Origin of the sequence: Meiothermus sp. QL-1, from assembly GCF_003351145.1 — a bacterium.
Taxonomy (GTDB): Bacteria; Deinococcota; Deinococci; order Deinococcales; family Thermaceae; genus Meiothermus.
In genome coordinates, this window is record NZ_QQSV01000008.1 from 72,237 (window position 1) to 95,262 (window position 23,026).

Below are 23,026 nucleotides of genomic sequence, written 5' to 3' on the forward strand. Positions count from 1 at the left end.
CTATGGAAAACTTCGTCCAGCTCGTGTACTTCCTGACGGCCCTGCTCTTCATCCTGGGCCTCAAGCGCATGGCCTCCCCCGCCACCGCCCGCAGCGGGGTGGTCTGGGCCGGGGCAGCCATGGTGGCGGCCACCTTGGTCACCTTCTTCCTGCCCGACCTGCACAACCGGGGCCTGATGCTCCTGGCCATTGCGGTGGGCACGGTGGTGGCCTGGATTGCGGCCAAGCGGGTGCAGATGACCGACATGCCCCAGATGGTGGCCATCTACAACGGCATGGGGGGCGGTGCGGCGGGGGCCATTGCTGCGGTGGAGCTCTTGCGGGGCGAGTTCGAAGGGGCCCAGGGCCTGAAGCTTCTGGCCATTTTGGGGGCCCTCATCGGCTCGGTATCCTTCACCGGCAGCCTGATTGCCTTCGCCAAGCTCCAGGGCCTGATGTCGAGCCGGCCCATCCTCTTCCCCACCCAGCAGCTGGTGAACGCCGGTGTGGGGGCGGCGGCTTTGCTGCTGGGGCTGGTGGTCCTCCTCACCGAGCCCAACCCCCTTATCCTGCTTTTCTTCCTTCTTGCCCTAAGCTTCGGGGTGCTGATGACCCTCCCGATTGGCGGAGGGGATATGCCGGTGGTCATCTCGCTCTACAACGCCTTCACCGGGCTGGCGGTGGGTTTTGAGGGCTTCGCCATTGGGAATGCGGCCCTGATTGTGGCCGGCACGGTGGTGGGGGCAGCAGGCACCCTCCTCACCTTCCTGATGGCCAAGGCCATGAACCGGAGCCTCTGGAGCGTGCTGGTAGGTGGCTTTGGGGTGGAACAGGAGGCAGGCGAGGTCAAGGGAAGCCTCAAGCCCATCGACCTCGACGATGCCGCGGTTATGCTGGCCTATGCCTCCAAGGTGATCTTCGTGCCCGGCTACGGCATGGCCCTGGCCCAGGCCCAGCACAAGCTGCGGGAGCTCGCGGATGTGCTCGAGGCCAAAGGGGTGGAGGTCAAGTTCGCCATCCACCCCGTGGCGGGCCGGATGCCCGGCCACATGAACGTGCTGCTGGCCGAGGCTGGGGTGGCCTACGAAAAGCTCTTCGACCTGGAGGACATCAACCCAGAGTTCCCCCAGGCGGATGTGGCCGTGGTCATCGGGGCCAACGACGTGGTCAACCCCGCCGCCCGCCGCAAGGGCTCGCCCCTCTACGGCATGCCCATCCTGGAGGTGGACAAGGCCAAAAACGCCATCGTTATCAAGCGCGGCCAGGGCAAGGGTTTTGCTGGGGTAGAAAACGAGCTCTTCTATGCCGACAATACCCGTATGCTCTATGGCGATGCCCAGAGCGTGCTGGGGCAGTTGGTGCAGGCCCTGAAAAAACTTTAGAGCGCTGGCCGGGCCTTAGGGCCCGGCCTGGCGTTGACACTCCCATGAGGCTAGGGTAAATTCCAAGGCGGAGGTCCTTCCAAAGAGCCGCTGTTGAGCGTAGTTTGCTACGTTCACTGTCCCTTTTGGAAGCACTTCCAAAGCTTGGGGAGGAAGCATGAAGCGTAGAGAATTTCTCAAAAAAGCTGGCGTTGGTCTGGCCACGAGCTGGCTGATGAGCCGGGGGGTAGTGCGCGCGCAGGGCCAGGTCACCCTGCGGGTCTCCTTGGGTGGAGGCGTGGGAGAAGGGCCGCGCTGGATGCGCACCCGCCTGGCCGAGTTCACCCGCCGCACTGGCATCCGGGCTGAGGTCTTCGAGGCCCCCACCGACACCGACGCCCAGTTGGCGCTTTACCAGCAGTACTGGGCCGGCCGCAGCGCCGACATCGACGTCTACATGGTGGACGTGATCTGGCCGGGAATCATCGCCCCGCACGCTCTCGACCTCAAGCCCTACTTCACCGAGGCCGAGATGCGGGAGTTCTTCCCCCGCATCGTGCAAAACAACACCATCCGGGGCAAGCTCACCTCCATCCCCTTCTTCACCGACGCTGGGTTGCTCTACTACCGCACCGACCTCTTGCAGAAGTACGGCTACCGCAACCCCCCCCGCACCTGGGCCGAGCTGGAGCAGATGGCCCAGCGGGTCATGGAGGGGGAGCGCCGGGCCGGCAACCGGGACTTCTGGGGCTTCGTCTTCCAGGGCAAGCCCTACGAGGGTCTGACCTGCGATGCGCTGGAGTGGATCTACTCCTTCGGCGGCGGACGTATTGTTGAACCCGATGGCCGCATCAGCGTGAACAACGGCCGGGCTGCCCTGGCCCTCAACACCGTGCGCCGCTTCGTGGGCACCATCGCCCCCCAGGGGGTGACCAGCTATGCCGAGGAAGAGGCAAGGAACGTCTGGCAGCAAGGGAACAGCCTCTTCATGCGCAACTGGCCCTACGCCTACGCCCTGGGCCAGGCCGAAAACAGCCCCATCCGCGGCAAGTTCGCCGTCACCGTTCTGCCCCGGGGCGGGGCCGATGCCCCCAACGCCGCTACCCTTGGGGGCTGGCAGCTCATGGTCTCGGCCTACAGCCGCCATCCCAAGGAGGCCGCCGAACTGGTGAAGTTCCTGACCTCAACAGAAAGCCAGAAGGACTTCGCCCTCACCCTCTCCTGGCTGCCGACCCGCCCGGCCCTCTACAACGACCGGGATATCCTGGCCAAGACCCCTTGGTTCCGCGATCTCTTGCCTGTCTTCCAAAACGCGGTCTCCCGCCCCTCGGATGTGGCTGGAGCCCGCTACAACCAGGTCTCTGAGGCCATCTGGACCGAGACCCACAGCGCCCTCACCGGCCGCAAGACCGGCGAGGCCGCGGTGCGGGACCTCGAGGCCCGCCTGCGCCGCATTCTGCGCTAGGATTTGGCCCCCCCGGGGAGCCCGGGCTCCCCGGGATTGCTGTAAAGGGAAAGTATGCTCACCCAAAGACAGGTTCGGCTGGCCTGGCTGCTGGTGCTGCCCACCCTTTTGGTGGTGGTCTTCGTCGCCGGCTACCCTTTGGCCCAGGTCTTCTACTGGTCCTTTTACAAGGCCGACATCGCCCTGGTAGAGCCGCCGGAGTTCGTGGGTTTTGAAAACTACCTCTTCTTGCTGCGCGACCCCGACTTCCGCGAGGCTTTGTGGAACACCATCAAGTTCACCGTGTTCTCGGTGAGCATCGAGACCGTGCTGGGGCTGGTCATCGCCCTCATCATCCACTCCAACTTCAAAGGCCGGGGCCTGGTGCGCACCGCCATCCTCATCCCCTGGGCCATCCCCACGGTGGTCTCGGCCAAGATGTGGCAGTGGATGCTCAACGACGTGTACGGGGTAATCAACATCCTGGGGGTAAAGCTCGGCATCCTTTCGCAAAAGGTGGCTTTTCTGGCCCGGCCCGAGCTGATGCTGCCAGCCATCATCGCCGTGGACGTGTGGAAGACCACCCCCTTCATGGCCCTTCTGCTTTTAGCCGGGCTACAGCTCATCCCCAACGAGCTCTACGAGGCCGCCAGCATCGACGGGGCCTCCCGCTGGCAGCAGTTCTGGACCATCACCCTGCCCCTTCTGACCCCTGCGCTGGTGGTGGCCCTCGTCTTCCGCACCCTGGACGCTTTGCGGGTCTTTGACGTCATCTACGTGATGACCGGGGTCAACCCGGCCACCCGCACCCTGGCCGTCTACAACCGGCAGAACCTCATCGACTTCCAGGACCTGGGCTACGGCTCAGCCATCAGCGTGGCCATTTTGGTGGTCATCTTCGTTTTTGTAATTCTCTACATGCGCAGCATCGGAAGGGAGGCCCTGAAATGAAGACAGCCTTGCGCTGGCTCAACCGGGGGCTTTTCTATCTGCTGGTGGCTTTCGTGGTGGTCTACAGCGTCTTTCCCTTCTACTGGGCGGTGATCTCCAGCTTCAAGCCCTCCAGCGGCCTCTTCTCCCCTGACCCCAGCTTTTTGCCCATCCCCTTCACCCTGGAGCAGTACCGCAACGTCTTCGTGGGTACCGCTTTTGGGCGAAACCTCCTCAACTCGCTTCTTGTGGCCGGGGGGGCCACCCTCCTCTCCCTGGTGCTGGGGGTGCTGGCAGCATATGCCCTGGGAAGGCTGCGCTTTCCCCCCAAAAACGCAGTGCTCTACCTGGTCCTTTCCATGACCATGTTTCCCCAAATTGCCGTGCTGGGGGGCTTCTTCGTGCTGCTGCGCCAGACCGGCCTATTCAACACCCACCTGGGCCTCATCCTCTCCTACCTCCTCTTCACCCTGCCCTTTACGGTCTGGGTGCTGGTGGGCTACTTCCGGGGGCTACCCCGGGAGCTGGAGGAGGCGGCCTATGTGGACGGGGCCACCCCCCTGCAGACCCTCCTCAGGGTCATGCTCCCCCTCACGGGGCCGGGGCTGGTCACCACCGGGCTTCTGGCCTTCATCGCCGCCTGGAACGAGTTTCTCTTCGCCCTCACCTTCACCGTAAGCGATGCGGTGCGTACCGTGCCGCCGGCCATCGCCTTCTTCGGCGGGGCCACGCCGTTCGAAATCCCCTGGGGCTCCATCATGGCCGCCAGCGTGGTGGTCACGGTGCCCCTGGTGATCCTGGTCCTGGTATTCCAGCAGCGCATCGTGGCCGGGCTCACCGCAGGAGCGGTGAAGGGCTAGGAGGGAGTTTTGAACGAGCTGCTTGGTTGGAAGATTCCCTTTGACCGGATGGAGCGCCTGCCCCTCCAGGGGGGGCTGGTGCACATCGAGGTTCAGGCCCTGGAGAAAGAAGGGGTGCAGGCCTGGCGGGTGCTCCTCACCCAGCGCCCGCGCGACCGCTGCAAGGAAGGCCCGGCAATCCGGGGGATGCTCCGGCAGCAAGAGCCCGCGCTGCTGGAACAAGGAGAGGACCGGCTGGCGGTGGGGGGCCTCGAGCTCTCCTTCTGGGGGCTGCCCCACCGGGAGGTGCCGGAAGAACTGCGCCTGCTCGCCGATGGGGTGCCCTACCCCCTGCTGGGGCTGCGCTTTGACCTGGGCACAGCCCGCTACTACGGCCTGGGCGAGCGCACGGGGGGGCTCGAGCGCCGGGGCAGAGCCTACTGGAACTTCACCGCCGACCAGCCGCCCAGACCGGGCAACGACCCCCTCTACCAGGCCAGCCCCTTTCTGCTGCGGCTGGAGGGGGAGCGGGCCCTGGGGCTTTTCCTGGACGAGAGCCACCCGAGCCTGTTCGACCTGGGCCACACCCACCCCGCCGAGGCCCGCATTGCCGTGATGGGGCCCACCCTGGACCTCTACCTGCTGGAGGGGCCGCCGCTTGGGGTGGTCCAGGGGATAACCCGGCTCACCGGGCGCCCCCCCATGCCCCCGCTTTGGGCCCTTGGCTACCACCAGTGCCGCTACAGCTACGCCGACGAGGCAGCCGTGCGGGAGGTGGTGGAAGCCTTTGCCCAGCACGACCTACCCCTCGAGGCCATCTGGTTGGACATTCACTACATGGAGGGGTACAAGGTCTTCACCGCAAGCCCCGCCCGCTTCCCCGCTCTACGGGCCCTTTCGGAAGAGCTGGCTGGGAGGGGGTTGCGCCTGGTGCCCATCGTGGACCCCGGGGTAAAGGTGGAGGAGGGCTACAGGGTGTTCGAGGAGGGCCGCCGGCGGGGGGTGTTCATTTTGGACGACCGGGACGAGCTGCTCGTGGGCGGGGTCTGGCCCCGGCGGGCCGTCTGGCCCGACTTTAGCCGGGAAGAAACCCGCCGCTTCTGGGCTGAGGAGGTCCGCGCCTTCACCGAAACGCATGGTTTTTCGGGCATCTGGAACGATATGAACGAGCCCGCGGTGCTGGAGTTGGGGGGCAAAGAGCCCCCCGACAAGGCCCTGCCCCTCACCGCCCGTCAGGGAGAAAAACACCACCTCGAGGCCCGCAACCTCTACGCGCTGGGCATGGCCGAGGCCACCTACCAGGGGCTGGCGGCCCCGGGCCGGCGGCCCTTCATCCTCACCCGCAGCGGCTTTCCCGGCATCCAGCGCTACGCCTTTGTATGGACAGGCGACAACGAAAGCCGCTTCGAGGACCTGGCCCTCTCGGTCTCCATGCTGCTCTCCTTGGGGCTCTGCGGCATCGCCTTCGCCGGCAGCGACGTGGGGGGATTCGGGCTGGACGCCGAGCCCGAGCTCTTGCTGCGCTGGACCTGGCTGGGTACCCTCTACCCCTTCTTCCGCAATCACAGCGCCCTGGGCACCCGCCGCCAGGAGCCCTACGCCTTCGGTGAACCCTGGACCAGCCGCCTGCGCGAGGCCTTGCGCTTCCGCTATCGCCTGCTGCCCTACCTCTACAGCCTGGCCCGCATCGCCCACGAGGAGGGGCTGCCCCTCTGGCGCCCGCTCTTCCTCTACTGGCCCGAAGCCCGGCACGAGGACCAGTTTCTCCTGGGCGAGGCCCTGCTGGCAGCCCCGGTGCTGCGCCAGGGGGAACGGCGCCGGGAGGTCTACCTGCCCGAGGGGGGCTGGCAGGACTTCTGGAGCGGCCGGTTTTTGGGAGGCGGTCTGCACCGCGTGGAGGCCCCCCCAACGCATCTACCCCTCTTCCAGCAGGCCGGAACGGCCATCCCCCTGACCGAGCCCCGCTGCCCCACCCGCACCGCCCGCTGGCCGGTGCTCTGCTTCCGGGTGGTCCCGGGGCCGGAGATACGGGGCCGGGTCTACGAGGACGAGGGCGAGGGGCAGGATGAAGGGGCCTGGAGCGAGCTTACCGGGCGGTTCGACGGCAAGCGGCTCGAGCTCTCCTTCTCCGACCGCTCTGGCCACCCCCGCGAAGGGGTGTGGGCCGAGGTGCTGGGGGTTGGGCAGCCCAGTGAGGGAGAGAACTTCACCTACCAAGAGGGCCTGTTGCGGCTGGATTTGCGCACGGGCAGCGCCTGGGCTGTGTGGGACTGGTGATGAACCGGGTTCGGGAAAGCCAGACCCTACCACAGCCCGATAAAGCCTACGGCGGTGGGCAGGTTGCCCGGACCTGGAGACCCGCCGGGGCCAAGGACAGGTCCTAGGGGTCCGGCAAAAACCCTGGTTTTTTGTCAAACAAAAAGAGTTTTTGCTTATTGACAGAAAACCCAGCAACGGCTAGCTTCAAAGCACCGCAGGAGGTTGCATGACCCCCGCACTGCGTGAGTTGGCTTCGCTTTTTCCCCCTACCCGCCTGCTAACCCAGCCGGGCGAGCTGGCCCCCTATGCCTCGGACGCCCTCACCGCCTTCCGGGCCCAACCTTTGGCGGTGGTGCTGCCGGAAAGCCACGCCGAGGTGGTGGCCGCGGTGCGCTGGTGCGCCAAGCACCGGGTGCCCTATGTGGCCCGCGGCTCCGGCACCAGCCTCTCGGGGGGCTCGCTGCCGGTGGAGGGGGGCATTGTGATCGGGCTCAACCGAATGAACAGGCTCCTCAGGCTCGAGCCCAAGGAGCGCATCGCGGTGGTGGAGCCCGGCTTTATCAACCTGCAGGTCTCGCTGGCCGCAGCCCCCTACGGCCTGTACTACGCCCCCGACCCCTCCTCCCAACCGGTCTCGACCATCGGGGGCAACCTGGCCTTCAACTCCGGGGGGGCCCACTGCCTCAAGTACGGCATGACCTCCAACCACGTCCTGGCCGCCAAGGTGGTGCTGCCCGACGGCGAGACCGTGGAACTGGGCCAAGAAAGCCTGGAAGGGGTGGGCCCCGACTGGCTGGGCCTTTTCGTGGGCAGCGAGGGGCTTTTGGGCATCGCCACCGAAATTACCCTGCGCCTTCTGCCCAAACCCGAGGCCTTCCACACCCTGCTGGCCGCCTACGACAGCCTGGAAAAAGCAGGGGAAGCGGTGGCGGCGGTGGTGGCCTCGGGCCTCCTGCCGGGGGCCATGGAGATCATGGACGCCCTGGCCATCGAGGCCGCCGAGGCCGCGGTGCAGGCCGGCTACCCCCGGGAGGCCCGGGCCCTTTTGATCGTGGAGCTCGAGGGCGAGACCCCCCAGGTAGAGGCCGAGGCCCGCTACCTAGACGAGGTAATCCGAGCCTCAGGGGCCTACGAGGTACGCATAGCCCGCAGCGCCGAGGAACGGATGAAAATCTGGAAGGGGCGCAAGGCGGCCTTCTCGGCGGTGGGGCGGCTCTCCCCCGACTACATCGTGCAAGACGGCGTGGTGCCCCGTTCCAAGTTGGGGCAGGCTCTAGCCGAGATCGAGCGGCTTTCCGAGCGCTACGGCCTCCGGGTGGCCAACGTCTTCCACGCCGGGGACGGCAACCTACACCCCCTGATCCTCTACAATGGGCGGGTTCCGGGGGAGCTGGAGCGGGCTGAGGCGCTGGCCGGGGAAATCCTCAGGCTCTGCGTGGCACTGGGGGGCTCCATCACCGGCGAGCATGGGGTGGGTATGGAGAAAAGGGCCTACATGCCCGAGATGTTCTCCTCCGAAGACCTTGCGGCCATGCGCCGCATCCGGCTGGCCCTGGACCCGCTGGAGCTGGCCAACCGGGGCAAGATGTTCCCGGGTGAGGCCCCGGCCGCGCATTCCCACGGAGCGCACCCGCTGCAGCGAGCGGGGGTAATCTCGGGTGGGTAAAACCCCGGGAGAGCGATGAGCACCATGGTCCTGCGCCCCACCAGCCCGGCCGAAGTCCAGGAGGCCGTCAGGGCTCACCGCCGCATCCTACCCCGGGGCGGCGGCAGCAAGCCCGCCCTTTCCACCCCTCACCAGGGCCAGACCGTGCTGGATATGACCGGCCTTACCGGGGTCCTGGAGTACGACCCCGGCGAGTACGTCTTCGTGGCCAGGGCCGGCACCCGGCTGGCCGAGGTGGAGGCCCTGCTGGCCCAGCACGGGCAGTACCTCCCCTTTGACCCGCCCTTCGTGGCCCAGGGGGCCACCCTGGGCGGCGCGGTGGCGGCAGGGCTCTCGGGCCCCCTGCGCCAACGGTACGGCGGGGTGCGCGACTTCATCCTGGGGGTGCAGTTCGTGGACGGGACGGGCCAGTTGGTGCGGGGCGGGGGCAAGGTGGTCAAAAACGCCGCCGGCTTCGACCTGCCCAAGCTGATGGTGGGCAGCCTGGGCCGGCTTGGGGTTCTGACCGAGGTGGCCTTCAAGGTCTTCCCCTTCCCCAAGGCCACCGCTACCCTGCAGGTGGACTTCCCCAGCCTGGCAGAGGCCTTGGAAGCCCTCTACCGCCTTCTGGGCTCGGTCATAGAGCTCTACGCTCTGGACCTCGTGCCCCCGGACACCCTGGTTCTGCGCCTGGGGGGCTTGCCCGAAGCCCTGCCGGCGCGGCTCAGGCGGCTGGAGGAGTTTTTAGGCCGGCCCGCCCAGCCGATAACGGGCAGCCTCGAGGCCGCGTACTGGAAGGACCAGAACGACCTCAACCGCCTGGGCGAGGGGTGTTTGGTCAAGGTACCCCTCAGCCCCAAACGCATTCCGGCCTTGGAAGAGGCCCTGCAGGGGGTCCCCCGGCGCTACCTGAGCGGGGGGCAGCTGCTCTATCTGGCCTGGAGCGGCCCTTTGCAGGCCTTAGATGGGCTGCTCAAACGCCAGGGTTTGCCTGGACTCGTTCTAAGGGGTGTTGTAGAGAAACCGCTCATCGGCCTAAACTTGGAGCAGGCTTTCGCCAGGAAAGTCACCGCCGCCCTCGATCCCGAAGGACGCTTCCAACCCTATGCAGCACAAAATTGACACCCAATCCCTAGGCCCCCAGGGCGAGGTGATGGCCCAGGCCATCGAGGCCTGCGTCCACTGCGGCTTCTGCCTGCCGGCCTGCCCCACCTACACCGTCTTGGGCGAGGAGATGGACTCCCCCCGCGGCCGCATCTTCCTGATGAAGGAGGTGCTGGAGGGCAACCTGAGGCTGGAGGAGGCCCAGCCCTACATCGATAAGTGCCTGGGCTGCCTGGGCTGCGTCACCGCCTGCCCCAGCGGGGTGCCCTACGGCGAGCTCATCACCACCTACCGGGCCTACAGCGAGGCCAAACGCCACCGCCCCCCGCTAGAGAAGCTCTTCCGGTTGGGGCTGCAGGCAACCCTGCCCTACCCCCAGCGCTTCCGCGCCGCTGCGGCCTTAGGCCGGCTGGCCCGACCCCTGAAGCCGCTGCTGCCCTCTGCCCTGCGAGCCCCGCTGGAGCTTCTACCCGAACAACTACCCCTCCCCGAACCCCTACCCGAGGTGGTGCCCGCAGAAGGAGAGCGCCGGGCCCGGGTAGCCTTCCTGGCCGGTTGCGCCCAGCAGGTCCTGCAGCCGGGCTTCAACCGCGCCACCCTGCGGGTGCTGGCCCTAAACGGCGTCGAGGTGGTGGTCCCTAGGGACCAGGCCTGCTGTGGAGCGCTGGCGCTGCACACCGGCGAGCGGGCGCGGGCCCTGAAGCTTGCCCGCACCAACCTCAAAGCCTTCGCCGGCGATTACGACGCAATCATCACCAATGCCGCGGGCTGCGGTTCGGGCCTCAAAGAGTATCCCCTGCTGTTCCACGGCGAGCCTGAGGAAGAGGAGGCCAGGGCCCTGGCCGCCAAAGTCAAAGATATCGCGGTCTTCCTGGTAGAGCTGGGCCTGAGGGAGGTCCCCCCCCTGCCGAAACCCCTCAAGGTGGCCTACCACGACGCCTGTCATCTGGCCCATGCCCAGGGGGTGCGAGCCGAACCCCGTCAGCTTCTCAGAAGCATTCCTGGGGTGGAACTGGTGGAGATTCCCGAGGGTGAGCTCTGCTGCGGCTCGGCGGGCACGTACAACCTCGAGCAGCCCCAGATTGCCGCCACCCTGGGCGAGCGCAAAGCCCGCAACATTCTGGCCACGGGGGCCGAGGTGGTGGTCACGGGCAACATCGGCTGCTTTACCCAGATTCAAAGCCACCTCAAAAGGCTTGGGCACGAGCTTCCGGTGCTGCACACCGTGGAGCTGCTCGAGCGGGCCTACCAAAACGCCCCCCGATAACGGTCATATGTCACACCCCAGGCCCCCTGGCTCCTGTATGGTCTGCAGCGGCCCCGGGGTCGATCTCAGCTCAATGGGGCTAACAGAAGGGAGAACCTATGCAGAAAACCATCCCAACCATCCTGGCGTTGACGGGCGTTCTCGCTTTGCTGGCCGCCTGCTCCTCCGGCGGCGGCACCAGTATTCGGATTGAAAACTGGCCAAGCGGCCAGACGGGGCGGGCGGAGTTTTACCTCGGCAACAACACCACAGCCTTTGCCTAGGGCAGCGTCGACGCCAACGGAAACCTCACCTACACCCTCCCGAATCCTCCTGATAGCGCCCTGAACGTCCCCAACGCCGGCTGCCCAACCTTCACCCCTAACAGCGCAAGAATCGCTACTATTCTCTATGCACTAGCCTTTTTCGGCAACAGTTCCAGCGCCACGGGGTCCATACAAATATCCAACCGACCCATCACCGGCAATGTCCAGCCGGGCGACAAGTTTGTCCTCCTTCTCATCTACGCAGACCGCGACGTTACGCTGAACGGCACATGTTCGGGAGGTAATGCGACCTTCACTTTCAACAACGTCGGCTTGCGAAGGGGGTGGAACTACCTGATAGCAACGATCCAAAGCAACACCTTGGTCGAGTTCAGCGCCTCCACCAGCCTTCCCCCCGACCTCAAGTGGCGCTACGTGTCACGGTAGAGACCCACCATCCAGCCCGGGGCGTGGGTAGACCTACGCCCCTTCCTTTATCCTTCGAGGCATGCGCCAGCAGCTTATCGAAAGCTTCTACCACGCCCTGAACAGCACCCACCCAGCCCGCCTCACCGAGCCCCACCTGCCCCAGGAGGCCCCGGCGCTCATCATAGCGGTGGGCAAGGCGGCCATGGGCATGCTGGAAGCGGCCCGGCAGCGCTTCCCCCAGGTCCCCTTCATCGCGGTGCCCAAGGCCGAGGAGGGGCAGACCTGGCCCAGCCTGCCCAACGGGCGCATCCTGCCCGCCGGCCATCCGGTACCGGACGAGCGCAGCGTAGAGGCCGGAGGGGCCATTCTGCAGGCGGTGGCAGGGCTCAAGCCAGAGGAGCTGCTGCTGGTCCTGGTCTCGGGCGGCGGGAGCGCGCTCATCGAAGCCCCCTGGGGGGTGGGGTTAAGCACCCTGCAGGCCCTGAACCAGGCCCTTTTGCGCTCGGGGGCCGACATCCAGGAGATGAACGCGGTGCGCAAGCACCTCTCGGCCCTCAAGGGCGGCCGGCTGGCGGCGGCCACCCCGGCGCGCATTCAGGCCCTTTATCTCTCCGACGTGCCGGGCGATGACCTCTCGGTCGTGGCCTCGGGGCCCACCGTGCCCGACCCCAGCACTTTTGCCGATGCCCTATCGGTGCTGGACAAATACGGCCTGGACTTTCCAGAGGTACGGGCCCACCTCCAGCGGGGCCTGGGGGGGGAGCTTCCCGAGTCGCCCAAGCCCGGCGACCCCCTCTTCGGCCGGGTGGAAAACCGCCTGGTGGGCAGCAACCTGAGCCTGCTCAGGGCTGCCCAGCGCTACTGGCAGCAGCAGGGCTACCGCGCGGTCATCCTCTCGGACCGCTTCCAGGGCGAAGCTCGCGAGCTGGCCCGCTTCCACGCCGCTTTGGTGGAGAGCATCAGACAGCACAAAACGCCCTTTGAACCCCCGGTGGTTCTGCTCTCGGGCGGCGAGGCTAGCGTAACGGTGCGGGGGCAGGGCCGCGGGGGGCGCAACCAGGAATTCGCAGGCTGGCTCGGCTACTACCTGCGCGAAAGGGAAATCTGGGCTCTGGCCGCCGACTCCGACGGCATCGACGGCAACACCGAGGCCGCCGGGGCCATCCTCACCCCCCAGACCTGGCAGCGAGCCCGCCATCTGGGGCTGGACTTCAGGGGCTACCTGGAAAACAACGACGCCCACGGACTTTTTACCGCGTTGGGGGATTTATTCATCACCGGAGCCACCGCCCACAACCTGAACGACTACCGGGCATTGGTGGTGGAGCAGAGCCCGGCTTGACAATTTTTAGGCTTAGCTAAAAAATATGGAACAGCCCTCTAGGGCTGCCTAAACCCGCCATGGCCCAGCACGACGCCCGTCCTCCCCTTTCCGAAGCCCAGGAGGACTACCTCAAACAGGTCCTGCTGCTGGGCTGTGGCTCAGGCTCGGAGCGCCTCGAGGACACCCTGCCGGTCTCCACCCAGGCCCTGGCCGACCGCATGGGGGTGCGGCCGGCCTCGGTCACCGGAATGCTCAAGAAGCTGGCCGAGATGGGGCTGGTGGAGTACGAGGCCTACCGGGGGGTGCGGCTCACCCCGGCCGGCTACCGCGTAGCCCTGGAGGTGTTGCGCCACCACCGGCTTTTGGAGGCCTATCTGCACCAGGCCCTGGGCTACGGCTGGGAGGAGGTCCACCTCGAGGCCGAGCGGCTCGAGCACCACATCTCCGAGGCCCTGGAGGCCCGCATCGCTGAGTGGCTGGGCCACCCCTCCCACGACCCCCACGGCGACCCCATCCCCAGGGCCGACCTAACCCTCCCCCCAGGCCCCCGAGGCCAACGGCTGAGCGCCCTCAGCCCCGGCGCCCGGGGCACCGTGGCCCGGGTGGCCACCCAGGACCAGGACACCCTCAACCTCTTCGCCCACCTGGGGCTGAGGCCCGGGGCCCTGGTGGAGCTCCTCGAGCACACCCCGAAGGGAAGCCGGGTGCGAACGGAACAGGAACGATACTTTTTGCCGAGCAGCCTGGCCGAGCTGCTCTGGATTGACGAGGTAAGCGATGAAGCGTAGATTACTCCTTTTAACCCTACTGGGGCTGACCCCAGCCCTGGCCGCCGATCCCCTGAACCGGCTGGAGCCTGTCCGCCGTACGCCGGTGCAGGTGGTCACCACAGTCAACTTCGTCACCGACCTGGTAGAGCAGATAGGGGGCAGCCGGGTGCGGGTGGAAGGCCTGATGGGCCCGGGCGTGGACCCCCACCTGTACCGGGCCTCAGCCGGCGACGTGCGCCGACTAGCCCGGGCCGACCTGGTCTTCTACATCGGGCTTGGCCTGGAGGGGAAGATGGTTGAACTCCTCGAGCGCCTGCCCAAGGCCATCGCCATCACCGACGCAATTCCCCGCGAGCGCCTCATAAAGACCGACCACGGCTACGACCCCCACGTCTGGTTCGACGTCTCCCTGTGGAGGCTTACAGTAGGCCGGGTAGAGGCTGCTCTGAGCCGGGTAGACCCTGCCGGGGCCGCCTATTACCGGGCCAACGCCCGGGCCTACGAGCGAAAGCTGGACGAGCTCGACGCCTTCATCCGGCGGGAAATCGCCCGAGTCCCAAGGGAACAGCGGGTTCTTATCACCGCCCACGATGCCTTCGCCTACTTCGGGCGGCGCTACGGGCTGGAGGTGCGGGGGCTGCAGGGGGTTTCCACCGTAGCCGAAGCCGGCACCCGTGACGTGCAGGCGCTGGCTGAGTTCATCGTCCAAAGGCGCATCCGGGCCATCTTCGTGGAGTCCAGCGTACCCCACCGCACCCTCGAGGCGGTCGTCGCTGCAGTGCGGGCCCGAGGCGGACAGGTCTTCCTGGGCGGCGAGCTCTTCTCCGACGCTGCCGGGGCGCGCGGAACCCCTGAGGGCACCTACATAGGGATGGTGAGGCACAATGTCCGTACCATCGTGACCGGCTTGCTCGGGGGTGCGCCGTGAAGCCCTGGCCCCTGGAGGTGCGGGACCTCACCGTGGTGTACCGCGAGCGGCCGGTGCTTTGGGACGTAGACCTAACCTTGCCCCCTGGCCAGCTCTGCGCGATCGTGGGGCCCAACGGTGCAGGCAAGTCCACGCTGCTCAAGGCCGTGCTGGGCCTGGTGCCCAGCGCCTCGGGACAGGTACGCTTCTTCGGCCAGCCACTGGAGCAGGCCCGCCAACGAATCGGCTATGTGCCCCAGCGCAACACGGTGGACTGGGACTTCCCCACCAGCGTGCTGGACGTGGTCATGATGGGGCTATACCGGAAGCTGGGCTGGTTCCGCCGGCCCGGCAGAAAAGAGCGGGCCGTGGCCCTGGGGGCGCTGGAGCAGGTGGGGCTGGCCGAGTTGAGCGAGCGCCAGATTGCCGAGCTCTCCGGCGGCCAGCAGCAGCGGGTCTTTCTGGCCCGCGCCCTGGTCCAGCAGGCCGACCTCTACTTCATGGACGAGCCCTTCGCCGGGGTGGACGCGGTGACGGAGGAAGCCATTCTCCAGGTGCTGCGCAGCCTGAAAGCCCAGGGCAAGACCGTGGTGGTGGTCCACCACGACCTGGAGACGGTGCGCAGCTACTTCGACCATCTGACCCTGCTCAACGTCCAGGTCATCGCCAGCGGTCCCATGGGCGAGACCTACACCCCGGAAAACCTGCAAAAAACCTACGGCCGGCTGGGTACAGCCCTGCTCAGCCCGGCCCTTTGAGGGTTATGCCCGAGCTTCTCGGCCAGGTCCTTACCGACTACACCCTGCGCAACGTGGCGCTGGGCTCGGCCCTGCTGGGGGTGATAGGGGGGGTGCTGGGGGCTTTCGCCCTGCTCCGCCGGCAAAGCCTCCTGGGGGATGTGCTGGCCCATGCCGCCCTACCCGGCATCTGCCTGGCCTTTTTGCTCACCGGGGCCAAGGCGCCGCCCGTCCTGCTTTTAGGCGGAGGGATTTCTGGTTGGCTGGCCGCCCTTGTGGTGCTGGCGGTGCTCCGCCATACCCGCCTGCCGGAGGACTCGGCCCTGGGGGTCGTGCTTTCAGGTTTCTTCGCCTTCGGGGTGAGCCTCCTTACCTTCATTCAGCACGCCAGCCCGGCCAGCCCGGCGGGCCTGGAGCGCTTCATTTTTGGCCAAGCCGCCACCCTGCTCGGCGAGGATGTGCAGCACTTCGTTCTGCTGGTCGGGCTGGCCCTGGCCTTGTTGGGCCTCTTCTACAAGGAGTTCAAGCTCATCACCTTTGACCCGGACTACGCCGCCAGCCTAGGCCTGCCGCTGCACGGCCTGAGCACCCTCCTCACCTCGCTCATAGTGCTCGCGGTCATGGTAGGGCTGCAGACGGTGGGGGTGGTGCTGATGGCCGCCATGCTGGTGGCCCCCGCCGCAGCAGCCCGGCAGTGGACCAACCGGCTCGGCCCCATGCTGGGCCTCTCGGCCCTTTTCGGCGCCCTGGCTGGCCTCACGGGGGCTTTGCTCTCGGCCACCCGGGAGAACCTGCCCACCGGGCCGCTCATCATCCTCTCGGTAAGCGCCCTCCTCCTCTTCTCGCTCTTCTTCGCCCCCTTGCGGGGAATCTTCTGGGAGGGGCTGCGCAACCGCCAAAGCCGCCGGCGAATCTACCTGGAGCATCTGCTGCTGGACGCCCACCTGCTTTGCCGCCACCACCGCCTAACCCCCCAAGACCTAGCCCAGCACCGCCGAATTCCCCTTTCCAAGGCCCTGCGAGAGCTAAAGCGGCTTCAAGACCTTGGCTGGGTAAGGGCACACCCGGAGGGCTATACCCTAACCCCCAATGCCCAGGAAAAGGCGAGCGCCCTCGAGCAGGCCCTGCGGCTCGGGCCACGGAGAAGCTGAGATGAACCCCGATCTGGTCATCCTCCTCACCGCCCTGCTGGTCTCCACCGCCTCAGCCTTGCTGGGCAGCTTCCTGGTGCTGCGCCGCATGGCCCTGGTCACCGATGCCATCGCCCACGCGGTCCTCCCCGGCATTGTGCTGGCCTACTGGCTCTCAGGGGGTAAGGCCACCCTGCCCGCCTTGCTGGGGGCAGCGGGGGCAGGCCTCCTCACGGTGAGCCTGGTGGAGGGGCTGGTCCGCACCGGCCGGGTCAAAAACGATGCGGCCATCGGCATCGTCTTCCCGGTCCTCTTCAGCCTGGGGGTGCTTTGGGTGTCCATCTCCTTCCGCAACGTGCACCTCGATCTGGACGCGGTGCTCTACGGCGAGATTGCCTACGCCCCTTTCAACACCCTGGTTCTGCTGGGCCGGGAGGTGCCCGAGTCGTGGTTGATCATGGGGGGGCTGGCCCTTTTGAACCTGCTGTTCGTGCTCCTCTTTTACAAGGAACTCAAGCTGGCCACCTTCGACGCCGGCCTGGCCGCCGCCTTGGGCTTCTACCCTGGGGTTCTACACTACGCCCTGATGGCCCTGGTCTCGCTCACCGCTGTGGGGGCCTTCCAGTCGGTGGGGGCCATTCTGATCGTGGCCTTTCTCATCATACCGCCCGCCACCGCCTACCTGCTCACCCGCCGCCTGCCGGCCATGATCGGGCTGGCGGTGGCCCTCGGGTGGGCCTCGGCCCTGCTGGGCTACGCCCTGGCCCTCTGGCTGGACACCTCTATCGCCGGGGCCATGGCCACGGTGGCGGGGGGGTTCTTCGCCCTGGCCTTTCTCTTCTCCCCCTCTCAGGGCTACCTCACCGCGCGGGCGCGCCACGCCCGCCACCGCCTTTGGGTGGCCGCCCGGCTGCTGGTGACCCACCTGGCCCACCACCCGGGCCCTGTTGCCCGGGAAGAGGTGCAGGAGGAGTTTGGCTGGCGGCCCAGGTTTTTGCAGCGGGTGGAGCAGGAAGCACGGAGGGAAGGGTGGCTCGAGCCAAAACCAGGAGCCCTCCAGCTCACCCTGAAGGGCCTGGAGGAGGGCCGGCGTCCACCGGCCTAGCGGCTCACCACCAGGCTGCTGCGGTTGCCCGCTGCGTCCACCGCGATCAGGGTTACCCGCCGCACCGGCACCTCCACATAAAAGCTCACCTCTTTCCCTTTGGGCAGCGAAAGGGGATCGTAGCGGTTGTTGTACTGCAGCACGACCCGGTCCACCCCGGTGTCGTCCAATACCCGACCCGAGATCTGAAGGACAGAGGCGGTGCGGGCTGGAATTTCCTCTATGGTCCCATCGGGCAGGGTGCGGGTCCGCGCCGGCTGCAGCACCGTCACCACCCACTCGGCCCGTTCCAGGATAATCTGCGGCGGACGGGCATCCAGCACCAAAGGCATCCGCACGGTGCGGGTCTGGCCGCTCATATCGGTGGCCTCCACCTTGAGCTCCACCTGCCCCGACTGGGGGGCCTGCACCCGGAAGCTGAAGTGCACCAGCTTCTGCCCCCGGCTGGCCTCGGGAAGAACCTCCTTCCCCTCCACCCTCACGCTCTTCACCCCCGAGTCGTCCAAGACGTACCCCTGCACCACGAAGGCCCGCTGGGCGATGACCCCACCCCGGGGCTGGGTGATGCCGATGAGGGGCGGCTGGGCATCCACCGGCCGCGAGCAAGCCACCAATAGAAGAAGAAGGGGTGCGTACCGCACCCCCCCATACTATCCGAGCCGCTAGCGGAAGTTTAGGCCCAGCCGCCCTCCTGGATAAAAGGCCACCGTGGGCAACAGCCGAGCCCCAAGCTGAATTTCAGCGTAGACGCTGTAGGGCATGCCAGGCAGTCTGTACTCCAGCCCCACCAGCCCGTGGGCATCCGCCACCAAGCCACCCCCGCTGGTGAAAAGGTAACTGTTGAAGTAGTAACCGGCGTTGGCGCCAGCCCCAAAGTAACCCTCTAGCCGCACCTCCGGAGCGGGGGCGAGGCTGAAGCCGCCCAGCTTGACGTCCACCGCCCCCGTCAGGCCAAAGCCGTACCAGAACGGATCGAGTCCCACGCTGAAGCGAATGGGCTCGGCAGTGTACTGCACCCCTATCGCCGCGTAGGTGCCGGTATAAAGGCCCAGGTAGCCGGCCTGGGCGTGGGCCAAAGAGGCCCAAAGGAGAGAGAAAGATACCACCAGGGGGACTAGGCGGTTCATAATTTACCTCCACGCCCAGTCTAGCACCTGCCCCTCACCCTCGCCACTCAGGTGGTGTAAAGCGCGTTGATGCGCACGTACTCTTCGGTCAGGTCGCAACCCCAGGCCATGCCCTCGCCCTGGCCAAGGCCCAGGTCGGCCTCTACCAGAACTTCTTCAGCCTGCATAGCCCGGCTGACGCTTGGCCGGTCGAACCCAAGCACCCTCCCCTGGTAAAGGGGAATCCCCTGCAGGCTGATGCGGAGTTTTTCCGGCTCGAGCGCCACCCCAGACTTGCCCAGGGCCATCATGATCCGGCCCCAGTTGGGGTCGTTGCCGTAAACCGCGCTCTTCCACAGGGGGCTCGAGGCCACTGCCAGGGCCGCCTTGCGCGCCTCGGCGTCGCTCAGGGCCCCGGTTACCCTCACCGTGAGCAGTTTGGTGGCGCCCTCGCCGTCGCGGGCCAGCTTGCGGGCCAGCTCTATGCAAACCTGTTCCACCGCCCGCCAGAACTCGCCCAGATCCACCGGCCCCGCAGCGCCATTGGCCATTAGAACGGCCATGTCGTTGGTGGAGGTGTCGGCGTCCACCGTGACCTGGTTGAAGCTTTTGTCCACCACCTCCTTCCAGCCCCGGCGCAGCTCCTCCTGGGAAACTTGGGCATCGGTGACAATGTAGGCCAGCATGGTGGCCATCTGGGGGGCTATCATGCCGCTGCCCTTGCACACCCCCACCACCCGGGCCCCGCCCCCCAGGGTGGCCTCGGCCATCTTGGGCACCAGGTCGGTGGTCATGATGGCCTCGGCGAAGGGGTCCAGCTCGAGGCCCAGCCGAATCTGCGGCAGGCCCGCGGCAATTCTCTCCAAAGGCAGGGGCTGCCCTATCACCCCCGTGGAGGCGGTCAGCACCGCCTCGGGAGGAAGCCGAAGCTCCTCGGCGGCCAGCTCTGCCATTCGTCGGTCGGCCCACACACCCTGTTCACCGGTAGCACAGTTGGCGTTGCCGGCGTTGACCACCACAGCCTGCAGCGGCCTGTTGCCCGCCAGCAGTTCGCGGCCCCGCACCACACAAGGAGCGGCGGCCTTGTTGAGGGTTCCTACGAAAGCCCAGTTGCATGGGGTTCCCGAGACCAACAGGGCCAGATCCGGCTTGCCCGAGGGCTTGATGCCTGCCCGGGTGGCCCCAGCACGAAAACCAACGGGAAGTCGCATGGTAGCAGGATATCCTTTCCAACGCCAGGATTCACCACCTATCGCCGGCCTTTTGCCCCTGGCCATGGAGCAGGTTGCTGGGGAGGGCACCAGGAGCGCTCAAAGCCCCGGACGCACCCCAGAAACGCTGCGAGCGTCAGCGGGCTGGGGCGTGACTAGGTCGTTGGCTCGATCAAACCGTAGTTGCCGTCGCGGCGGCGGTAAATTACATTGATCTGCTCGGTGGCAGCGTTGCGGAACACGAAGAAATCGTGGCCCAGGGCCTCCATTTCAAAGGCTGCGTCCTCCGGGGTCATGGGCTTCATGACGAAGCGCTTGGTGCGCACAATGCGAGGTGCTTCTTCTTCTGGCTCCTCCATCCGGGGCGCCGCAGGCACCGAGGCGAGCTGGCGGGCCCGCTGGAAGTAGCGCTCCTTGTAGCGCTTGAGCTGGTACTCCAGCCGGTCGATGGCCCGGTCAATCGCCGCGTACATGTCGGGGTCAGCCTCCTCCACCCGCACGATACCCCCAGGCACGTTGACCTGAATCTCGGCCTTGGCCCGGCGCTCGATGCGGGGGCCCTGGGCCAAAGAAAGCACCACCTTTGCCTCGGCATTGTCGTTGAAGTGGCGGTCCAGCCGGGCCATCTTTTTGTCCAGGTAGTTCTTGAGGGCCTCGGTAATCTCGATCTGACGACCGACCAGTTTATAAACGTTCATGCTTGCCCTCCAACCAGGCGAAGCCCAACCTGTAGACCCGAAGACACCCCCTCGCCTGGTGAACCCATACTATCACCTGGGGTGAGGGATGGATGTCCGAGCTGACTATGGGCTGACCCAGATGGTCTACTATGTTAGGCTATAGCGCCCATCGCGCTCGTCCCGCACCAGCTGGCCTGCCCTGAGCACCACCACCCGCTGAGGATAGGCCTCCACCAGGTCGCGGGCGTGGGTGGCCACCAGCACGGTGGCCCCCCGGGCGTGGGCCCCCTTGAGGATCTCCAACACCGCCAAAGCGTTGGCCGGGTCCAGGTTGCCGGTGGGTTCGTCGGCCAGCAGGACCGGCGGGTCGCCTACCAGCGCGCGCGCGATGGCCACCCGCTGGGCTTCCCCCACCGAGAGCTCCTCGGGGTAGGCCCGCTTCTTGTGCACCAGCCCTACCTGGCGCAAAGCCCGGGTCACCCGAGGAGCCCACTCAGCCGCGGGTACCCCCAGCACCCGCAGCACGAAGAGCAAATTCTCCTCCACGGTTCGGTCCCTGAGCAGGCGATGGTCCTGGTAGACCACCCCAATCCGCCGGCGGTGCAGCGCAATCCGGTCGCCCCGCAAGGCCTTGAGGTTCTCCCCAGCGAAGTAGACCGCCCCCTGGGTGGGCTCGAGGCGCTTGAGGATGAGGTTCAAAAGGCTCGACTTTCCAGCCCCCGAATGCCCCACCAGAAAGACGAACTCGCCCTTCTTAATCTCCAGGCTCACATCGAACAGGGCCTTGGTCCTGGTGCGGGGGTACTCCAGCGTCACCCGGTGGAAGTGAATCATACGCCCCTGCCCCCCAGGCTACACCACAGAGCGCGGGCGAGGATCGAAGCGGCGGATGAGCAAAGCCCCCACCACAAACCCACCGATGTGGGCCCAGAAGGCAATACCCTCCTGGCCCATAAAGTCGCCCAAAAACTGGATCAGCAGCCAATACCCCAGGTAGATGAAGGCCGGCACCGGCACGGGAATCCAGCCAATCAGGGAAAGAATCAGAGCCCGGGGGTAGAGCACGATGTAGGCCCCGAGCAGGGCCGAGATGGCCCCCGAGGCCCCAATCATGGGCACATCGGCAAAACCGCTCATCAACCCCTGCACGAAGGCCGCGGCCACCCCCCCCACCAGGTAGAAGAGAAGGAAGCGCCCATGGCCCAGGCGGTCCTCCACGTTGTCCCCGAAGACCCACAAAAACCACAGGTTGCCCAGCAGGTGGAGCACCCCCCCGTGCAGGAACATGCTGGTAAAGAGGGTGGGCCAGTCCCCCCAGGGGTCGGCCAGGAAGCGAGCGGGCACAAAACCGTAGGTCTGAACGACGTAGGCGGGGTCGGTGAGAAAGTAGGTGTAGAAGAAGCCCAGGAGGTTCAGAACCACCAGCCCGTAGACCCCATAGGGCCGCCGCCGGGCCCGGTTGATGTCGTGCAGGGGAAACATGGCCCTAGGTTACCCCAAGGCAAGGCGAAACCCCCCACCAAGGGGGGCTCGCCGGGGCACGCTGGGGTTAGGGATTGACCCGCACCTCGATGCGGCGGGGCTGGGCTGCTTCGGCCTTGGGGATGTCGAGATAAAGAATCCCGTGCTTGAAGGTGGCCTCGATCCTGGTGAGGTCGTAGGTGTTGGGAATGACGAAGCTCCGCTCGAACTTGCCGTAGGCCCCCTCGAGCCGCCACTGGTTGGCGTTCTCAGGCTTTTGGAAGGGCCGCTCGGCCCGGATGGTGAGGGTGTTGTTCTCGGTGGTCACCTCCACCTGCCCGGGCTCCACCCCTGGCAGGTAGACCAGGAGGTGCACCCCCTTCTCGTCCTCCAGGGCGTCCACCAAAGGCGTGTTGGCGCTTTCTGACGCCGGGCTCAGGAGGCTGCGCAGCAGGGCATTCTGGAGCTGCTCAATCTCGCGGAAAGGGTTGTAGCGAATCATCCTAACCTCCTCTACAATCACAAATATAAAAGTTGAGTAACTTGTTGTCAAGTGTTCTGAAAAAACCATGAAGATTCGTCCGGTCAGCCCCCGGGAAAAGCCCGCGCCCGGGTCCGCATGGACCCGGGCGCTCCTGTTTCCGGGCCACCCCGGCTAACGCTTCTCACAGGTGCGGCTCCAACCTCTGCACCAGCATGGGCTTGGGCGCAGCCCCTACGATGCGCTCTACCGGCTGGCCGTTTTTGAATAGGATGAGGGTGGGAATCCCCTGCACATGGTAGGCGGCCTGGGCCAGGGGGTGGTGGTCCACGTTGAGCTTGACGATCTTGAGCCGGCCCGCGTACTCCCGGGCCAGCTCCTCCAGTATGGGAGCTATGAGCCGGCAAGGACCGCACCACTCCGCCCAGAAGTCCACCAGCACCGGCACGCTGGCCTGCAGCTCTGGGGTAAGCCCCTGGGTGGCGTTCACCAGCCAGGGCAGGGGCTTCTTGCAAGCTCCGCAGACCGGCACCTGGCCCGCAGGGGGGTTGCCGAGGCGGTTCTTGGCACCACACTGAACGCAAGCGACAACATTCTCACCTGGCATAGGCG

At 66.3% G+C, this 23,026-nt stretch carries 23 protein-coding genes; 15 read left to right on the plus strand and 8 right to left on the minus strand.

From position 1 onward, the window contains the following. Positions 1-2: 2 nt before the first annotated feature. From DV704_RS09180 to DV704_RS09245, 15 genes are all read left to right on the plus strand, one after another. Positions 3-1,361 carry an NAD(P)(+) transhydrogenase (Re/Si-specific) subunit beta gene (locus DV704_RS09180; RefSeq protein WP_114799280.1) on the plus strand — a complete coding sequence of 453 codons (1,359 nt, stop codon included), beginning with the start codon at positions 3-5 and terminating at the stop codon, positions 1,359-1,361. Between the two features lie 157 nt (positions 1,362-1,518). Next, on the plus strand, positions 1,519-2,805 hold the full coding sequence (locus DV704_RS09185) for an ABC transporter substrate-binding protein (protein WP_114799281.1): 1,287 nt from the start codon (positions 1,519-1,521) through the stop codon (positions 2,803-2,805). 54 nt (positions 2,806-2,859) lie between these two features. Next, positions 2,860-3,735 (plus strand): carbohydrate ABC transporter permease, encoded by an 876-nt coding sequence (locus DV704_RS09190; protein ID WP_114799282.1) that lies wholly within the window; start codon positions 2,860-2,862, stop codon positions 3,733-3,735. After that, on the plus strand, positions 3,732-4,574 hold the full coding sequence (locus DV704_RS09195; protein WP_114799283.1) for a carbohydrate ABC transporter permease: 843 nt from the start codon (positions 3,732-3,734) through the stop codon (positions 4,572-4,574). The genes DV704_RS09190 and DV704_RS09195 overlap by 4 nt, the downstream gene beginning before the upstream one ends. Positions 4,575-4,583: 9 nt before the next feature. Continuing rightward, positions 4,584-6,830, plus strand: coding sequence for a TIM-barrel domain-containing protein (locus DV704_RS09200; protein WP_114799284.1), 2,247 nt, complete (start codon positions 4,584-4,586; stop codon positions 6,828-6,830). A gap of 208 nt (positions 6,831-7,038) precedes the next feature. Then, positions 7,039-8,478 carry an FAD-linked oxidase C-terminal domain-containing protein gene (locus tag DV704_RS09205; RefSeq protein WP_114799285.1) on the plus strand — a complete coding sequence of 480 codons (1,440 nt, stop codon included), beginning with the start codon at positions 7,039-7,041 and terminating at the stop codon, positions 8,476-8,478. 15 nt (positions 8,479-8,493) lie between these two features. Continuing rightward, positions 8,494-9,579, plus strand: coding sequence for an FAD-binding protein (locus DV704_RS09210; protein WP_114799286.1), 1,086 nt, complete (start codon positions 8,494-8,496; stop codon positions 9,577-9,579). Next, positions 9,563-10,828: a glycolate oxidase subunit GlcF gene (glcF, locus tag DV704_RS09215; RefSeq protein ID WP_114799287.1), complete on the plus strand. Its 1,266-nt coding sequence runs from the start codon at positions 9,563-9,565 to the stop codon at positions 10,826-10,828. Before DV704_RS09210 ends, glcF begins: the two co-directional genes overlap by 17 nt. Before the next feature lie 98 nt (positions 10,829-10,926). After that, a complete protein-coding gene (locus DV704_RS12170; RefSeq protein ID WP_158539618.1) occupies positions 10,927-11,091 on the plus strand; it encodes a hypothetical protein in 165 nt (54 codons plus the stop codon). Between the two features lie 490 nt (positions 11,092-11,581). Next, the gene (locus DV704_RS09220; protein ID WP_114799288.1) at positions 11,582-12,844 is read left to right on the plus strand and encodes a glycerate kinase; all 1,263 of its coding nucleotides are present in this window, start codon (positions 11,582-11,584) and stop codon (positions 12,842-12,844) included. 59 nt (positions 12,845-12,903) lie between these two features. Continuing rightward, positions 12,904-13,614 (plus strand): manganese-dependent transcriptional regulator MntR, encoded by a 711-nt coding sequence (gene mntR / locus DV704_RS09225; RefSeq protein WP_114799289.1) that lies wholly within the window; start codon positions 12,904-12,906, stop codon positions 13,612-13,614. Continuing rightward, on the plus strand, positions 13,604-14,524 hold the full coding sequence (locus tag DV704_RS09230; protein ID WP_114799290.1) for a metal ABC transporter solute-binding protein, Zn/Mn family: 921 nt from the start codon (positions 13,604-13,606) through the stop codon (positions 14,522-14,524). Before mntR ends, DV704_RS09230 begins: the two co-directional genes overlap by 11 nt. Beyond that, complete coding sequence (locus DV704_RS09235) at positions 14,521-15,261, plus strand: metal ABC transporter ATP-binding protein (protein ID WP_199489970.1); 741 nt, start codon at positions 14,521-14,523, stop codon at positions 15,259-15,261. The genes DV704_RS09230 and DV704_RS09235 overlap by 4 nt, the downstream gene beginning before the upstream one ends. Positions 15,262-15,266: 5 nt before the next feature. Next, positions 15,267-16,391: an iron chelate uptake ABC transporter family permease subunit gene (locus DV704_RS09240; RefSeq protein ID WP_114799291.1), complete on the plus strand. Its 1,125-nt coding sequence runs from the start codon at positions 15,267-15,269 to the stop codon at positions 16,389-16,391. A gap of 1 nt (position 16,392) precedes the next feature. Further along, on the plus strand, positions 16,393-17,475 hold the full coding sequence (locus DV704_RS09245) for a metal ABC transporter permease (protein ID WP_114799292.1): 1,083 nt from the start codon (positions 16,393-16,395) through the stop codon (positions 17,473-17,475). Here DV704_RS09245 and DV704_RS09250 read toward each other — a convergent pair. From DV704_RS09250 to trxA, 8 genes are all read right to left on the minus strand, one after another. After that, the gene (locus DV704_RS09250; protein ID WP_114799293.1) at positions 17,472-18,116 is read right to left on the minus strand and encodes a hypothetical protein; all 645 of its coding nucleotides are present in this window, start codon (positions 18,114-18,116) and stop codon (positions 17,472-17,474) included. The two genes, DV704_RS09245 and DV704_RS09250, sit on opposite strands and share 4 nt — an antisense overlap. A gap of 21 nt (positions 18,117-18,137) precedes the next feature. Continuing rightward, a complete protein-coding gene (locus tag DV704_RS09255; RefSeq protein WP_114799294.1) occupies positions 18,138-18,602 on the minus strand; it encodes a hypothetical protein in 465 nt (154 codons plus the stop codon). Between the two features lie 47 nt (positions 18,603-18,649). Then, positions 18,650-19,792, minus strand: a complete 1,143-nt coding sequence (gene argJ, locus DV704_RS09260) for a bifunctional glutamate N-acetyltransferase/amino-acid acetyltransferase ArgJ (RefSeq protein ID WP_114799295.1) — start codon at positions 19,790-19,792, stop codon at positions 18,650-18,652. A 155-nt stretch (positions 19,793-19,947) separates the two neighbouring features. Then, positions 19,948-20,490 (minus strand): ribosome hibernation-promoting factor, HPF/YfiA family, encoded by a 543-nt coding sequence (gene hpf / locus DV704_RS09265; protein WP_114799296.1) that lies wholly within the window; start codon positions 20,488-20,490, stop codon positions 19,948-19,950. A 129-nt stretch (positions 20,491-20,619) separates the two neighbouring features. After that, positions 20,620-21,306 carry a cell division ATP-binding protein FtsE gene (ftsE, locus tag DV704_RS09270; RefSeq protein ID WP_114799297.1) on the minus strand — a complete coding sequence of 229 codons (687 nt, stop codon included), beginning with the start codon at positions 21,304-21,306 and terminating at the stop codon, positions 20,620-20,622. Positions 21,307-21,324: 18 nt separating this feature from the next. Continuing rightward, positions 21,325-21,954 (minus strand): rhomboid family intramembrane serine protease, encoded by a 630-nt coding sequence (locus DV704_RS09275; protein WP_114799298.1) that lies wholly within the window; start codon positions 21,952-21,954, stop codon positions 21,325-21,327. 67 nt (positions 21,955-22,021) lie between these two features. Continuing rightward, on the minus strand, positions 22,022-22,435 hold the full coding sequence (locus DV704_RS09280) for an Hsp20/alpha crystallin family protein (RefSeq protein ID WP_114799299.1): 414 nt from the start codon (positions 22,433-22,435) through the stop codon (positions 22,022-22,024). Positions 22,436-22,598: 163 nt separating this feature from the next. Further along, on the minus strand, positions 22,599-23,021 hold the full coding sequence (trxA, locus tag DV704_RS09285; RefSeq protein ID WP_114799300.1) for a thioredoxin: 423 nt from the start codon (positions 23,019-23,021) through the stop codon (positions 22,599-22,601). Positions 23,022-23,026: the final 5 nt, after the last annotated feature.

Coding starts and splice junctions, on each gene's coding strand:
- ftsE (WP_114799297.1), bottom strand. CDS start 21,306: ATGATTCACTTCCACCGGGTGACGCTGGAGTACCCCCGCACCAGGACC.
- argJ (WP_114799295.1), bottom strand. CDS start 19,792: ATGCGACTTCCCGTTGGTTTTCGTGCTGGGGCCACCCGGGCAGGCATC.
- mntR (WP_114799289.1), top strand. CDS start 12,904: ATGGCCCAGCACGACGCCCGTCCTCCCCTTTCCGAAGCCCAGGAGGAC.
- DV704_RS09205 (WP_114799285.1), top strand. CDS start 7,039: ATGACCCCCGCACTGCGTGAGTTGGCTTCGCTTTTTCCCCCTACCCGC.
- DV704_RS09185 (WP_114799281.1), top strand. CDS start 1,519: ATGAAGCGTAGAGAATTTCTCAAAAAAGCTGGCGTTGGTCTGGCCACG.
- DV704_RS09210 (WP_114799286.1), top strand. CDS start 8,494: ATGAGCACCATGGTCCTGCGCCCCACCAGCCCGGCCGAAGTCCAGGAG.
- DV704_RS09280 (WP_114799299.1), bottom strand. CDS start 22,435: ATGATTCGCTACAACCCTTTCCGCGAGATTGAGCAGCTCCAGAATGCC.
- DV704_RS09180 (WP_114799280.1), top strand. CDS start 3: ATGGAAAACTTCGTCCAGCTCGTGTACTTCCTGACGGCCCTGCTCTTC.
- DV704_RS09240 (WP_114799291.1), top strand. CDS start 15,267: ATGCCCGAGCTTCTCGGCCAGGTCCTTACCGACTACACCCTGCGCAAC.
- DV704_RS09220 (WP_114799288.1), top strand. CDS start 11,582: ATGCGCCAGCAGCTTATCGAAAGCTTCTACCACGCCCTGAACAGCACC.
- DV704_RS09275 (WP_114799298.1), bottom strand. CDS start 21,954: ATGTTTCCCCTGCACGACATCAACCGGGCCCGGCGGCGGCCCTATGGG.
- DV704_RS12170 (WP_158539618.1), top strand. CDS start 10,927: ATGCAGAAAACCATCCCAACCATCCTGGCGTTGACGGGCGTTCTCGCT.
- DV704_RS09245 (WP_114799292.1), top strand. CDS start 16,393: ATGAACCCCGATCTGGTCATCCTCCTCACCGCCCTGCTGGTCTCCACC.
- trxA (WP_114799300.1), bottom strand. CDS start 23,021: ATGCCAGGTGAGAATGTTGTCGCTTGCGTTCAGTGTGGTGCCAAGAAC.
- glcF (WP_114799287.1), top strand. CDS start 9,563: ATGCAGCACAAAATTGACACCCAATCCCTAGGCCCCCAGGGCGAGGTG.
- DV704_RS09195 (WP_114799283.1), top strand. CDS start 3,732: ATGAAGACAGCCTTGCGCTGGCTCAACCGGGGGCTTTTCTATCTGCTG.
- DV704_RS09230 (WP_114799290.1), top strand. CDS start 13,604: ATGAAGCGTAGATTACTCCTTTTAACCCTACTGGGGCTGACCCCAGCC.
- DV704_RS09255 (WP_114799294.1), bottom strand. CDS start 18,602: ATGAACCGCCTAGTCCCCCTGGTGGTATCTTTCTCTCTCCTTTGGGCC.
- DV704_RS09190 (WP_114799282.1), top strand. CDS start 2,860: ATGCTCACCCAAAGACAGGTTCGGCTGGCCTGGCTGCTGGTGCTGCCC.
- hpf (WP_114799296.1), bottom strand. CDS start 20,490: ATGAACGTTTATAAACTGGTCGGTCGTCAGATCGAGATTACCGAGGCC.